This is a genomic window from Wolbachia endosymbiont (group A) of Ancistrocerus nigricornis, from assembly GCF_947250785.1.
In the GTDB taxonomy this organism is placed as follows: domain Bacteria; phylum Pseudomonadota; class Alphaproteobacteria; order Rickettsiales; family Anaplasmataceae; genus Wolbachia; species Wolbachia pipientis.
In genome coordinates, this window is sequence record NZ_OX366348.1 from 1,078,085 (window position 1) to 1,091,638 (window position 13,554).

Consider the following 13,554-nt stretch of genomic DNA (forward strand, 5'->3'; position numbering starts at 1 on the left):
AATCATGGGCATAATAGATAATTTTTTAATTAAATCTGTCAAAAACAATGACATAAAAGGTGTTAAACTGACTCTAATTCTCTATGATGCATTAAATAGTTTTAGAAAATTCTTTTCAAAGACTATGTCTCTCAAGAATACAGGATCATTTGATATAAATAATAATCAAGCTTTAAATCAGGCTTTAGGACATGCTACAGATCACAAAATAATGGAATTGCTGATTAATCGTGGAGCTGATATCCACTCAATAGATGAGAATGGAAAGAATGTTATAATTCGTGTTATTGAGAGTTTAGCAGAATCAAAAAATCTAAAATTGGATAGTGAGAAAAACTTACCAGCAGAGATAATTCTTCACCCCACAGTTTCCTTTTTACTAGGAAAAGGCGCAGAGTATTATTCTACAGATGATTTGAATGTTGAAGCTATACAACAAAAACCTCCTAGAACCTCTGAATATGAGCCAATAACTATGTACGCTGAGGTGAACAACAATGTAATACCACCTCAAAAACCTTCTAGAACTTTTGAGTATAAGCCAAAGAGCACTAATTATGATGCTTTGCCTTCAAAAGAGCCAATTTACGCTGAGGTGTATGATGCTAAGGTTAGTAACTCATTAGGGGAGAATGGTTATTTGAGTGTATCAGAAGAATCTATTTATGCTGAAATATATGATTCACATAAAAAATCCACTGAAAATTTATCATTGGAAGATAGTGGTTATTTGAGTATATCAGAAGAACCTATTTATTGCACTATAGATGATCTTTCAGAACAAAAGCCTACTAGCCTAAAACAGAAAGAGCCAGAACAGTCGTCAGAACCTATTTATGCTAGGGTAGATTTGTCCAAGAAAAGAGCAGAAAGAAAAGCAAAAGACATAAAAGCTAATTCTGGAACTTGCCATGGGTTAGTGCAAGATAAAGTGAATGATTGGCAAGTGAAGCTAAATGAGCTAAGTGCTAATAAGTCGATAAGTCAGCAACAGACTAATGATCAAAAAATTAAGACCAAGGCTGGCTTTAGTGTAGAAGAAATAAGGCAGAAATATGAGAGTAGAGATTCTGGCTACGATTCTGGCTATGATTCCGATACAAAAGTTGAACAACAATTAGAATTAGCTCCTAAATCTGAGATAGGTTCAGTGAGTATTGAGCATGGAGTAATAGGAGGCTGTCGATATAAGATTACTGATATATCCCTCTAACTATGTGATTCAAAATAATTGAATTGACTTTATATATGTAATCGATATAACCTAGTTAGATTCAAGTTGACTCTTTCGTCTAGTGGTTAGGACACCACCCTTTCACGGTGGTAACACGGGTTCAAATCCCGTAAGAGTCACTCAAGTAGAATATAATTAAAGTTTTGAATGGGAAAAATTAGGCTCTATGTTGAAGAAGCTTTATCACAAGGCGTGAGTTTAGCACTTAATCCACAACAAAGTCACTATATTTGCAATGTAATGCGGCTTAAGAAGTATGATAATCTCTCTCTTTTTAATGGAAAAGATGGAGAATGGTTAGGAGAAGTAGTTAATATATCGCGTAAATTGACAGAAGTTACACCCAAAGAATGCACTAAACAACAGCAATATGAGGAAAATTTATACCTGTATTGTGCCATGGTAAAAAGTGCTGCTTTGAACAACATAGTAAGACAGGCAACTGAAATGGGAGTAATCTGCATTCAATTTATTTCAACGGAACGTACAGTGGTAAAAAATATTAACCTAAGTAGAGCAAAATTACAAGCAATCGAAGCAGCGGAACAATCAGGTAGGATAAGTATACCAGAGATTTTGCCTCCTATTAACTTTTGTGAGTTACCTGATTCCCAGAGTAAAAATTTTGTTTTGTGTGATGAAACAGGTAAAGCTGACAAAGTGCTGAAAGGCAAAAAAAATGTTGCTATTATTGTTGGCCCTGAAGGTGGTTTTTCATCTTATGAACTTGATCTTGCCGATAAGTTTTGTCAAAAATTGAGTCTAGGAAAAAGAATTTTAAGGGTCGATACTGCTGTAGTTGCTGCACTCACTTTCACCAATTGGTGTAGCTAGATTTTTAAATATGACTAAGGTTTGGGTCATAAAGAAATCTGGTTCAGTGTTGCGCGCACAAAAACCCTGTAGACTTTCTACGAAGCAGTCTGTTGTTAAAGAGGAGCTAATAAAAAACATATTCTAAGATAATATTAAATCTCATATTATATTTTTTCTAAAGTAAACAAATGAATCTTGCATTTTGCCTGAGTTATTGATACTCTGAGTAAAGAAGTCGGGGCGTAGCGCAGCCTGGTAGCGCATTTGGTTTGGGACCAAAGGGTCGGGAGTTCAAATCTCTCCGCCCCGATGTTAGTATAATTGTAAGAACGCTGTAACATAAGAGCAATCTCCATCAGTAAGCAAGTAGCTGACACTGGAATGACATTATTTACCATGTAAATTATGGCATATTACATTTTAACGCTCAAGTTTATAAAATAATTGACAATGTTAATTTTCTAATTTATAAATAGATTTTGAAATGATTACCGAAGGAGGTATAGAGTTTGATAGAAGTATCAGTCCATTATGGTGATGTAGACAGAGCTCTTCCAGTATTGAAAAAAACAATTCAAAAGGAAGGAAGAGGGTTGAAAATGAAAAAACAATATCATGAAAAAAAATCAGAAAAAAGAGCTAAAAAGAAAGCTGAAGCTAAAAAAAAGAGGTACCAACAAGAGTGCAGAAGGCAACGTTATGGTTGGTAGTTTGTACTCAAGTTAATAGTTTATCATTGGTTATTTTATGAATATTCACGAATATCAAGCGAAAGAAGTTTTGCATAAATTTAATGTCCCAGTGCCAAAAGGTTTTGTTGCTACATCTGCAGAAGAAGTAAAGACTCAAGTAAGTCAATTAAAATCTGACGTGTTTGTAGTTAAAGCTCAAATTCATGCAGGTGGTAGGGGTAAAGCCGGTGGCGTAAAGCTAGCAAAGTCAGTTGAAGAAGCTCAACAGTTTGTAAAGGACATGATTGGTATGACTTTAGTTACTCATCAAACAGGGCCAAGCGGGCAGCAAGTAAGAAAAGTGTACGTTGAAGAAGGCTCAAGCATTAAGAAAGAGTATTATTTAAGCCTGGTAATCGACCCGAAGCTCAGTAGGCCAATATTCATATTTTCCTCAGAAGGTGGAATGGACATCGAAGAAGTGGCAAAAAATTCTCCTGCAAAAATTGTGAAATTTGATATTGATCCTGCTACAAGTTTTGATAGCAGCAAGTTAAGCAGCAGTTTTCATTTGAGTCCAGAACAAATAGAAAAGATATCGAACATTGCAAAAAAAATATATGATGCGTTTATTGCAACTGATGCGAGCCAAATTGAAATTAATCCACTGGTTGAAACAAATTCTGGAGATTTTATTGCGCTCGATGCAAAAATTAATTTCGATGATAATGCTTTATATCGTCACCCAGAAATTATGGAACTTCGTGATTATGATGAGGAAGTGAAAGAAGAGATAGAGGCTTCAAAGTATGGGCTCAGTTACATCAAAATGGATGGCAGTATTGGTTGCATGGTAAATGGTGCAGGTCTTGCTATGGCAACAATGGATATAATAAAATACTACGGAGCAGAGCCTGCTAACTTTTTGGATGTTGGTGGTGGAGCGAGTAAAGAAACTGTAACTGAAGCATTTAAAATCATATTGTCTGATAGCAACGTAAAAGGAATTCTGGTTAACATATTTGGTGGTATAATGCGTTGCGATATTATCGCAAGTGGAATTGTTGCGGCTGCAAAAGAAATGAGCATTAAAGTTCCTCTAGTGGTTAGATTATCAGGTACTAATTTTGAAGAAGGAAAAAAAATTTTAGAAGAGTCAGGATTAAATATTATTGCTGCAGATGAGCTAGATGAAGCTGCGCAAAAGATAGTAAAAGAGGTAAAATAAAGCATGTCCGTTTTAGTAAACAAAGATACAAGATTAATATGCCAGGGTTTTACTGGTGCACAAGGCACATTTCATTCAGAGCAAGCAATTGATTACGGAACGAAAATGGTGGGAGGTGTAACTCCTGGAAAGGGTGGGAGCACTCACCTTAATTTACCGGTTTTTAATACTGTAGCAGAAGCCAAAGAAAAAACCGGTGCAAATGCTACAGTTATATATGTACCTGCTAAATTTGCTGCTGCTGCAATACTTGAAGCAATAGATGCAAAAATAGAATTGATAATTTGTATTACAGAGGGCATTCCTATACTTGATATGGTGAAAGTTAAGCGTGCGCTTATCGGCTCAAAAAGTCGATTGATTGGTCCCAACTGCCCGGGAATTATTACCCCTGAAGAATGCAAAATAGGAATTATGCCTGGCCATATCCATAAGCGTGGACACATAGGAATTATGTCTCGCTCCGGAACTTTAACTTACGAGGCAGTAGCACAAACAACCGCTGTTGGTCTTGGTCAATCCACGTGTATCGGAATTGGGGGGGATCCAGTTCATGGTATAACATTTGTCGACTGTATGGAGCTCTTTTTAAAAGATAACGATACTCATGGTATTGTAGTTATTGGTGAAATAGGTGGAAACGAAGAAGAAGATGTATCACATTTTGTGAAAACAGAAAAAACTAAAAAGCCAATCGTTGGTTTTGTAGCAGGCCAAACGGCACCTCCAGGAAGACGTATGGGACACGCTGGAGCAATCATCTCTTCCAGCGGTGGAAGTGCTGGTGCAAAACTAGAAGTTATGCGGAGCGCTGGAATTGCAATTGCTGAAACCCCTGCAGTAATTGGTAAGAAGGTATTGGAAGTAATGCATCACTAGAATTAGGGTCACAAAAACCCTATATCACCGGTCATGAATACGTTATTTGCCCATTCGATTAATAACTTGCCTCCTGGTAAATTTACTGAAGTCTGTTGGGCAACCAGATATCCACGTAGTGTGGATGCAACAAGTGCTGCACAGGCTGCACTACCGCATGATGCAGTAATGCCTGTACCTCTTTCCCAAACTCTTAAAGCTATTTCTCCAGACTTTTCAACTTGTGCAATACTAACATTAATTTTCCGAGGAAATAATGCGTGATTTTCTAGCTTTGGTCCTAAATTTCGCAATGGTATTTCACTTATGTTATCAACAAAAAAAACTATGTGAGGATTGCCAATATTTACTGCAACAGGATCTTTTAGCATTTCAAGCTCTATAGGTAAGTGAAGAGTGTCACACTCAGTAGATAAGGGAATTTCATGCCATTTTAGCAAAGGTTTACCCATGTTAACCTTTATGGATTTATCACCCACTTTAAAACACTCTAAAATGCGTTTGCTTGTTAGCTCAATAATGGAGTATTCAGCACCTTTTTCTGACATTATCAAATATCCAACACAGCGTGCTGCGTTTCCGCACATTTCAGCTCGACTGCCATCAGCATTATAGATATGCATAAAACAGTCTGCAGCATTAGACATTGTTATAATTATCACTTGATCACAACTGCTTTGATCAGCAATTTGTCTATGGTTCCAGTCTAAATTGTTTGTTGAACGTGAGTCTATGATAACGAAATTGTTACCAGTGCCGTGCATTTTGATAAAATTTTCAGAATTTTGGCCACTCATCATAAAAAAATATTTCTTCTATTGGTCTTCTTTTCTTCTTACTTGTTTCAGCACCCTCTTCTTCGTAACCAACCGCTATCACTGACATTACGTTAAAGTCATTGGGTATATTGAACTCTTTCACTATTTTATCTCTATCAAATCCACCCATTTGATGGGCCATTAAGTTCATAACTGCAGCTTGTAACATAAGTCCATAATTCGCTGCACCAGTATCGTGATTAGCCCAAAAATTTTCACCTTTATCAGATTTGCGGAAATTCTTAGCGCTTAAAGATATGATTAACACTTGTGCATCTTTTGCCCATTTTTGATTAGATTCATCAAGGCAATTTAGCAGCTTTTCCCATGCGCTTTGATTGTTCTGTTTGTTGCATATTACGTATCTCCAGGGTTCATCACCAAAACATGAGGGAGTCAGCCTTACAGCTTCCATTAAAATATCCATGTCTTCCTGAGATATTGCTCTTGTAGGATCGTATGAACGTCCGCTGTGTCTTGCTTTCATCAACGATAATAGATCTTGTTTACTCATCATTTTTAATTTAATAGTGCATAAATAATTCATTGTAGCACAATATAAGCAAAATTTAAATTGCAAAACCTCTCATACACATATATTACATTTAATAAGTTATTTTTATTGGGAAGGTATGTTTATAACACAATCTAGCAGCAGATCAACACTGGCTGAAATATTGTCTTGCGTTTTACTTTTATTCTTGATGGCTCAAATAAGTATACCATTGCAGCCTGTGCCTATCACATTGCAAACTTTAGGAGTAATGCTTATTGGGCTTAAATTTAACCGCAGAACAGCATTCTATTCTGTGCTTACATATCTATCACTTGGTGCAGCAGGATTGCCTGTTCTTGCAAATTTTTCTGGTGGTTATCACGCTCTCCTTGGACCAACAGGTGGATATTTAATTGGCTTTTTAGCTGCTGTTATGGTAATGAGCAAAGTAAATGAATTACTGAACTCTAAGTATAAATCATTTGTATGTAATTCTTTAAGTTGTCTGGCTGGTACAGTTGTAATCTTTATTTGTGGTGTTAGTTGGCTTGCTGTTTACTTGGGTCTGGAACAAGCAATAATGGTGGGTGTTTTACCATTTATCCTTCCTGGTTTGATAAAAATTTTTCTACTTGTAGCAGCTTTGCAATATTTGAAAAAATGATAAAATTTCGCCCTCATCATTTTATGTGCACCCTCGCGTTTCGGGGATATGGGTATTCTCAGGGTTTTGTAGAAAATTATAAAAGGATAGCAAGCAAAGTAATTAGTACTCAAATCGAAGTAGTTGGTAACCTTGATAATATCTGTAGTGCTTGTCCAAATCAGACTAAACAAGGTAAATGCACCACACAAGCTAAAGTTTTAGAGCTAGATAGAAGGCATATGGAAATTTTAGGAATTAAAATTGGCGAGACTTTGACCTGGAGTGAAGCGGTAGAAAAGATTAGGGAGAAAATGTCTTTAGAGAAATTCGAGTACGCATGTGAGGGGTGCAAATGGCAGCCATATGGAATATGTAAAAATGCCCTTTTAAATCTACAAAGGTAGTTGACAAAATGTGTGCGCCAAGAAGTGCGTAAGGAACAGTTGGTGAAAATCCAACACGGGTAAAGCTTAGCCGGCAACCTGGAACAAACCATTATGCTGCGTAAGGTAACGAGCGTAGTAAAGCTAATGGAATGGACAACATAGGGTGCAACGAAAGTGAAGGTATTGAGTCCCGTAATTCACGCGTCATGGGGGCTGACACTTTACATTTGGTGGAAGGCAACATGGGTAATAACGCTAAGGCAAGATATTACTCACCTCATCGGGATCGAAGGCCGCGTCATGTGTTGAGATGGACCTTACGTGAACTTGGGAGATCCTTTGTATTCCTGTAAGGGTACTCTGGAACAAGTCAATAAAGGCGAGGACTGGAGGAAGATGCAAAGGAAGTCGGACTAACTGATAGTACTCGGAGTGTGGGAAAGCCACATACAAGGGGAAGCGGTTAGCAATATAGTGACTGGTATAGGGATTGCTATACCAATACAACAGAGATTGGAGGAGTATGCAAGGAAAACTAAACCAGATAGCAGTAAGGGCTAAGCAAGATAAGCGAGTAAAATTTACATCATTAGTTCATTTGATTAATGAAGAGAATCTTGCAGAGTGTTATAAGGAACTAAAACGCAACAAGGCTTGTGGTATAGATCGTTTGAAAGTGGAAGCTTATGGAGAAAATCTAGAAGAGAAACTTAAAACACTAGTGGATAGTATGAAGAGAAAACAATATCAACCGCTACCAGTGAAAAGGGTATACATACCCAAAGCCGGGAGCAAAGAGAAGCGCGGTCTCGGAATACCATCAACGGAAGATAAGTTGGTACAGGTAATGCTAAAGAAGATATTAGAAAATATTTATGAAGCAAACTTTATGGACAGCTCGTATGGATTTCGACCAGGAAGAAATTGTCATCAGGCGATAAACGCTCTAGATAAAGCAGTTATGCACAAACCAATTAACTATATTGTAGAAGTGGATATCAAGAAGTTCTTTGATAATGTTCAACATAAATGGCTAATGAATTGTCTAAGGGAACGAATAGCTGACCCAAATTTATTGTGGTTAATAAAACGATTTCTAAAGGCAGGAATAGTCGAAGTTGGATGTTATAAAGCAACCGATCAAGGCACACCACAAGGTGGTATAGTAAGCCCTGTATTAGCTAATATATACTTACACTATGTGCTGGACTTATGGTTTGAAAAGAAATTTAAGCCAAAAGCCAGAGGATATTTACAGCTAATAAGGTTTTGCGACGATTTTGTAGTTGGCTGCGAGAGGGAAGAAGACGCAAAAGAATTTCTAGAATTACTGAAACAAAGACTAAGTAAATTTGGGTTGGAAATAGCTGAAAATAAAACAAAAATAGTAAAGTTTGGTAAGAAAGAATGGTATCAAGCAGAAAGAGAGAAACGTAGGACGGCTAGCTTCAACTTTCTAGGATTTACACATTATTGTGGAAAAAGTCGTAATGGTAAACTTATGATGAAGCAGAAAACTTCAAAAATAAGCCTAGCCAGAAAGATTAAAGAAATCAAAGAATGGTTGAAGATGGTACGAAGTCGTATCTGTCTCAAAGATTGGTGGCAGAAACTTAAAGCCAAACTAACAGGACACTATAGCTACTTCGGAGTTAGCGGAAATTATCGGTGTTTGATTCAATTCTATCGACCGGTAACAAAGTTAGCATTTAAGTGGATAAACCGACGTAGTCAAAAGAAAAGTATGGATTGGGAACAATTTATACACTATTTAAAAGTAAATCCATTACCAAAACCAAAGGTATATGTTTCTTTATACACAGGAGCACTAGTGTGAACGCTGTATTGTGGAGCCGTGTGCGGGAAATCCGCAAGCACGGTTCTTTTGGGGAGACTATGGTTATGAGACCAAATCGCTGGTTTCAAGGTCATGAGTCTCTACCAGACTAAGATAAATTGAAGCATTTTTGTGGAAATAAAGCGAAATATGGAAGACAAAAGATAAATGCATTCTGAAAGGCTACACAGCATGTTCGTCCCGCTAATTAATAATATCTTTATTATTGTATGAGATAGGTAATTTAGCATTTATGAATTTGTAATGTGTTGCATATAGCTCAAAGAAATAAGGTTTACTGGTTACACGCTGCAGCCAATGCCACAACACTAGGACCTATGTTTATCTGCATGTTAATTTGCGTTGTGATTTTATGGAGGTCTTCTGTTACCTATGCTAGTGAAAATTTGGAGATACAGAAGGCCTTTGATAGTGTTGTCAAGCATATAAAAGCTGATAAAAAATATAAAGATCTTGATGTTATTGAGAGAAAAAGTGATAAATTTAACATCAAAATTGCGCAGAATTCTGGCAAGAGTTTTGACATATACTCTACTTTAAAAAAAGCAAAAGATTCCTTTGAATCAGGAGATAATGAAACAGCTATTTCTCTCCTTAATCAGATCATTGCAAAGTTTCCTTATCATAAAAATGCTTTAATTGGATTGGGAAATATTTATTACGCTAATAAAGAATACAAAAAAGCTGTAGAGATTTACACAAGACTGTTAAAAGAACACCCTAGTAACCCTTACATATTAAAAAATTTTCTGACGATAATCTCACAATATAATCCTGATCTGGCGTTGAGTGAAATGTTAAAATTGTATGATATACATAAAAATTATGCTCCTTTATTAGCAAATTTAGGTATGATCTATATGAAAAAGGAGGATTATGTAAAAGGTAAAGAGTATATGATAACTGCTATTTCCCTCGATGAAAACAATATTTTTTATACTTATAATTTAGCTGTTATTCTAGATAAACTTTCAGATTTTCAAAATGCTACAATATTCTACTTAAAATTGTTGAACATGGCTACAACTTCGAAAGATGTGAGTGAAAAAATACCTTTATACAAAGTGACAGCAAGACTAAAATTTATAAAACTTCACAGCACGCACTCAAAGATTTCATAAAAGCTTATAGCTCACCTAAATCTAATTTATCGTATCTGTTCAAGGGAGTGGCTAATGTGCAAATATTGAAGCAAAGTGTGTGAAACACAGATGTACGAACATTTGTTTGCAAAGGTAATTTACACAACAAATGCATAACTGTACGAACATTGTGATTTTGGCCCATCAGGAGGGTGTCATCCCAGTGCTTGACACTGGGATCCAGGAATTTTATTAAGTTGGCGAGCATAAAAATAGCTGTTTTATGTAAAAATACAACGTTTTAATGATTATGAAAAAGCTGGATTCCAGTGTCAAGCACTGGAATGACACCATTCTTTTTTCTGGATCCCAGTGTCTGCTACTTGGATGACACCATTTATTGTAAGGACTTACCTCACATTTACTCTATGATTATCTTTTTAGATCACCTTGTCTACCTATTTTGCCACTCTGCTGAACGGATACAATTTATTGCTATTTTTGTTTACAATAATAATATTGAGCTATAGAATTAGATCTAAAGGGGCAATTAGCTCAGCTGGTAGAGCATCTCGTTTACACCGAGGAGGTCGGCAGTTCAAGTCTGTCATTGCCCATTTGCTTAACTGAATGTTAGTATTATTAATTACTTCAATTAAAGTATAGAAAATGCAGGATAATATAGTACCAATCTCAATAGTAAAAGAGCTGGAAGATTCTTATCTTTCCTACGCAATGAGCGTTATCATAAGCCGGGCTATACCTGACGTGCGGGATGGATTTAAACCTGTTCACAGGCGCATATTATATGCAATGTCAAGAGCTGGATTCGATGCCGGTAAGCCATATAAAAAGGCAGCTCGTATAGTTGGGGATGTAATGGGGAAATATCACCCACATGGTGATGCAGCTATTTACGATTCCTTGGTTAGAATGGCCCAAGATTTCTCTCTTCTTTTACCACTTGTTGATGGGCAAGGTAACTTTGGTTCGATAGATGGAGATCCACCAGCTTCAATGCGATACACAGAAGCAAGACTTCAAAAAGTGTCGCACTTTTTACTGAATGATATTGATGAAGATACAGTTAATTTTAGGCCAAACTACGATGGAAATGAAACAGAACCAGTTGTGCTGCCTGCAGAGTTTCCGAATCTATTGGTAAACGGTGCAAGTGGTGTTGCAGTTGGTATGGCAACCAATATTCCTTCTCATAATCTTGGAGAAATAATAGATGCTTGTATATTATATGTAAATAATCCTGAAGTTACTTTGGATGAGTTACTTGAAGTGATGCCAGGGCCGGATTTTCCAACTGGGGGAACAATTCTTGGAAGGTCTGGAATAAGATCAGCATTTGCAACTGGTCGTGGATCAATTGTTGTGCAAGGCAAGACTCATATAGAAGATCTGCCACAAGATAGGCAAGCAATAGTGATTGATGAAATACCTTACCAGGTAAATAAAGTAAAATTAATTGAGAAGATAGGTGAGCTTGTAAAAGAAAAAAGAATTGATGGTATAACAGAAATTAGGGATGAGTCCGATAAGTCTGGTATTAGAGTAGTAATTGACCTCAAAAGAAATGCTGAAGCAAGTTTTATACTTAATCAAATATTGGGGCTAACTCCACTAAGAAGTAGTTTTAGTGTTAACACTTTAGTGCTCAATAACAACAGGCCTGCTTTGATGTCATTGAAAGAAATCATAACTGCTTTTGTTGATTTTAGAAAAGAAGTATTAATCAGGAGAACAGAATTTCGTCTAAGAAAAACGAGGGAAAAAGCTCATATATATATAGGGCTCTACATTGCGGTCCTCAGCATAGATGAAGTGATAAAAATCATCCGCGGTGCAAAAGATCCTGCGGAAGCAAGTAGAGAACTTTTAAATAAAGAATGGAAAACTTCGAATGAAATCAATACTATTATCGAGTTGATTTCAGATAGCGCAAGCTTTTTGAAAGATGGAGTGTATAGATTAACTGAACTACAAATTAAAGCTATCCTTGATATGAAACTGCAGCGTTTAACAGGCCTTGAAAAAGACAAATTAGAAGCTGAGCTAAGTTCAATGATCAACCTGATAAAAGAATATATCGCTTTTCTTGGCTCAGGAGAGAAGTTGATGAAAGAAATAAAAAACAATCTACAAGAAATAAAGAACAGATTTGCTGTGCCGCGAAAAACTTCAATAGAAGAGTCAGACGCGGACATTGAAGCTGAAGATCTAATTCCACAAGAGGATATGGTGATAACCGTAACTATGAATGGTTATATCAAGCGTGTAAAACTTTCTCACTACAGAACTCAGCGTCGTGGTGGAAAAGGAAAGCTAGGACAGGGATTAAAAGAAGAGGATGTAATCACAGAATTATTTGTTGGAAATACCCATACTAGCTTTTTATTCTTTTCTAACATTGGTCGAGTTTATAGATTAAAAGTTTATAAGTTACCTCTTGCAGAGCCAACCGCACGTGGAAGAGCACTTGTTAACATATTTCCGCTTAGCGATGGTGAAACTATAACTAATATCATGCCATTGCCAAGTGAAAATGACGAAAATCAAAACATAGTTTTTGCTACTGCCTATGGAAACATAAGGCGTAACTCCTTAGCGGACTTTCACTATATTCCAAGCAATGGAAAAATAGCAATAAAGCTCGATGAAGGAGACAAATTAGTATCGGTTAAGGTATGTAATGAAATTGACCATGTTTTACTTTCAACAACGCTTGGAAAAAGTATCAGATTTGTTGTAAGTGATGTGCGTCAATTTAAGAGTCGCAATTCAGATGGCGTAAGAGGTATCAAACTTGTAAAGAATGACAGCGTGATATCCATGACCATATTAAATGGGATAGGTGTAGCAACAGAAACAAAAGAACTTTACTTAAAAGTTCCACTTGCAAAAAGACTGGGGACTGCAATTAATAACTCCATTGATTCTAAATTGGAAAAGACTTTGAATGATTTAGGAATAGATAACGAATTATTCTTAAAACTTGCAGTGAATGAGGAGTTTATATTAACTATTACTGAAAATGGTTTTGGTAAAAGAACTTCTGCGTATGAGTATAGAGTAACTAACAGGGGTGGTGTTGGTATCACCAATATTCTTACTACTAGCAGAAACGGTAATGTTGTTGCTAGTTTTCCAGTTGAGCAGGGTGATAATATAATGCTTATTACAGATAAAGGAAAGTTAATTCGCATTTCGGTCAATGAGATTAGAATTGCAGGACGCAGCACTCAAGGAGTCACTCTGTTTAAAACAGAAAGTAGAGAAAAAGTGGTGTCAGTAGCGAAAATTGAAGATCCTGATTCCACTGAAGATAGTATTTTTGAAGTTGAAAACTCTATCGCTTCTTAACCGTAGTATAGGTTAAACAAAAAGCGCAAGTTTTTGTTGATTAATACGCAGTATTTAAATTAAAATAT

General features: G+C 36.3%; 13 protein-coding genes and 3 tRNA genes. 14 read left to right on the forward strand and 2 right to left on the reverse strand.

From position 1 onward, the window contains the following. Positions 1-4 precede the first annotated feature (4 nt). The 7 genes from OOK90_RS05425 to sucD all read left to right on the forward strand — a co-directional run bounded on the left by OOK90_RS05425 (position 5) and on the right by sucD (position 4,828). Entirely contained in the window at positions 5-1,213 is a 1,209-nt protein-coding gene (locus tag OOK90_RS05425) for an ankyrin repeat domain-containing protein (protein ID WP_264705841.1), read from the forward strand. Between the two features lie 68 nt (positions 1,214-1,281). Further along, positions 1,282-1,353: transfer RNA gene (locus tag OOK90_RS05430), tRNA-Glu, on the forward strand. 28 nt (positions 1,354-1,381) lie between these two features. Next, the gene (locus OOK90_RS05435; RefSeq protein WP_006279818.1) at positions 1,382-2,068 is read left to right on the forward strand and encodes a 16S rRNA (uracil(1498)-N(3))-methyltransferase; all 687 of its coding nucleotides are present in this window, start codon (positions 1,382-1,384) and stop codon (positions 2,066-2,068) included. Between the two features lie 218 nt (positions 2,069-2,286). Then, a tRNA-Pro gene (locus OOK90_RS05440) sits at positions 2,287-2,360 on the forward strand. 199 nt (positions 2,361-2,559) lie between these two features. After that, complete coding sequence (gene rpsU, locus OOK90_RS05445; protein ID WP_006279819.1) at positions 2,560-2,760, forward strand: 30S ribosomal protein S21; 201 nt, start codon at positions 2,560-2,562, stop codon at positions 2,758-2,760. 37 nt (positions 2,761-2,797) lie between these two features. Beyond that, a complete protein-coding gene (sucC, locus tag OOK90_RS05450; protein ID WP_006279820.1) occupies positions 2,798-3,949 on the forward strand; it encodes an ADP-forming succinate--CoA ligase subunit beta in 1,152 nt (383 codons plus the stop codon). 3 nt (positions 3,950-3,952) lie between these two features. Further along, complete coding sequence (sucD, locus tag OOK90_RS05455; RefSeq protein ID WP_010963102.1) at positions 3,953-4,828, forward strand: succinate--CoA ligase subunit alpha; 876 nt, start codon at positions 3,953-3,955, stop codon at positions 4,826-4,828. A gap of 8 nt (positions 4,829-4,836) precedes the next feature. On the opposite strand, the gene dapF is transcribed toward sucD, so the two are convergent. Beyond that, positions 4,837-5,625 carry a diaminopimelate epimerase gene (gene dapF, locus OOK90_RS05460; RefSeq protein ID WP_006279822.1) on the reverse strand — a complete coding sequence of 263 codons (789 nt, stop codon included), beginning with the start codon at positions 5,623-5,625 and terminating at the stop codon, positions 4,837-4,839. Beyond that, complete coding sequence (locus tag OOK90_RS05465; protein WP_095742826.1) at positions 5,606-6,193, reverse strand: nitroreductase family protein; 588 nt, start codon at positions 6,191-6,193, stop codon at positions 5,606-5,608. The genes dapF and OOK90_RS05465 overlap by 20 nt, the downstream gene beginning before the upstream one ends. An 85-nt stretch (positions 6,194-6,278) precedes the next feature. On the opposite strand from OOK90_RS05465, the gene OOK90_RS05470 reads away from it, so the two are divergent. From OOK90_RS05470 to gyrA, 7 genes are all read left to right on the forward strand, one after another. After that, the gene (locus OOK90_RS05470) at positions 6,279-6,806 is read left to right on the forward strand and encodes a biotin transporter BioY (protein WP_264705842.1); all 528 of its coding nucleotides are present in this window, start codon (positions 6,279-6,281) and stop codon (positions 6,804-6,806) included. Then, entirely contained in the window at positions 6,803-7,192 is a 390-nt protein-coding gene (locus tag OOK90_RS05475) for a DUF1284 domain-containing protein (RefSeq protein WP_319803538.1), read from the forward strand. Before OOK90_RS05470 ends, OOK90_RS05475 begins: the two co-directional genes overlap by 4 nt. Before the next feature lie 414 nt (positions 7,193-7,606). Then, positions 7,607-7,735 carry a hypothetical protein gene (locus tag OOK90_RS05480; RefSeq protein WP_255324786.1) on the forward strand — a complete coding sequence of 43 codons (129 nt, stop codon included), beginning with the start codon at positions 7,607-7,609 and terminating at the stop codon, positions 7,733-7,735. Continuing rightward, a complete protein-coding gene (gene ltrA, locus OOK90_RS05485; RefSeq protein ID WP_264705844.1) occupies positions 7,698-9,011 on the forward strand; it encodes a group II intron reverse transcriptase/maturase in 1,314 nt (437 codons plus the stop codon). Before OOK90_RS05480 ends, ltrA begins: the two co-directional genes overlap by 38 nt. 266 nt (positions 9,012-9,277) lie before the next feature. Further along, positions 9,278-10,153: a tetratricopeptide repeat protein gene (locus OOK90_RS05490; protein WP_010082043.1), complete on the forward strand. Its 876-nt coding sequence runs from the start codon at positions 9,278-9,280 to the stop codon at positions 10,151-10,153. 505 nt (positions 10,154-10,658) lie between these two features. Next, positions 10,659-10,731 (forward strand) — tRNA-Val (locus OOK90_RS05495). A gap of 52 nt (positions 10,732-10,783) precedes the next feature. Next, positions 10,784-13,486 carry a DNA topoisomerase (ATP-hydrolyzing) subunit A gene (gene gyrA / locus OOK90_RS05500; RefSeq protein ID WP_070356997.1) on the forward strand — a complete coding sequence of 901 codons (2,703 nt, stop codon included), beginning with the start codon at positions 10,784-10,786 and terminating at the stop codon, positions 13,484-13,486. Positions 13,487-13,554: the final 68 nt, after the last annotated feature.

Coding starts and splice junctions, on each gene's coding strand:
- OOK90_RS05425 (WP_264705841.1), top strand. CDS start 5: ATGGGCATAATAGATAATTTTTTAATTAAATCTGTCAAAAACAATGAC.
- OOK90_RS05435 (WP_006279818.1), top strand. CDS start 1,382: ATGGGAAAAATTAGGCTCTATGTTGAAGAAGCTTTATCACAAGGCGTG.
- sucC (WP_006279820.1), top strand. CDS start 2,798: ATGAATATTCACGAATATCAAGCGAAAGAAGTTTTGCATAAATTTAAT.
- sucD (WP_010963102.1), top strand. CDS start 3,953: ATGTCCGTTTTAGTAAACAAAGATACAAGATTAATATGCCAGGGTTTT.
- dapF (WP_006279822.1), bottom strand. CDS start 5,625: ATGAGTGGCCAAAATTCTGAAAATTTTATCAAAATGCACGGCACTGGT.
- OOK90_RS05465 (WP_095742826.1), bottom strand. CDS start 6,193: ATGAATTATTTATGCACTATTAAATTAAAAATGATGAGTAAACAAGAT.
- OOK90_RS05470 (WP_264705842.1), top strand. CDS start 6,279: ATGTTTATAACACAATCTAGCAGCAGATCAACACTGGCTGAAATATTG.
- OOK90_RS05475 (WP_319803538.1), top strand. CDS start 6,803: ATGATAAAATTTCGCCCTCATCATTTTATGTGCACCCTCGCGTTTCGG.
- ltrA (WP_264705844.1), top strand. CDS start 7,698: ATGCAAGGAAAACTAAACCAGATAGCAGTAAGGGCTAAGCAAGATAAG.
- gyrA (WP_070356997.1), top strand. CDS start 10,784: ATGCAGGATAATATAGTACCAATCTCAATAGTAAAAGAGCTGGAAGAT.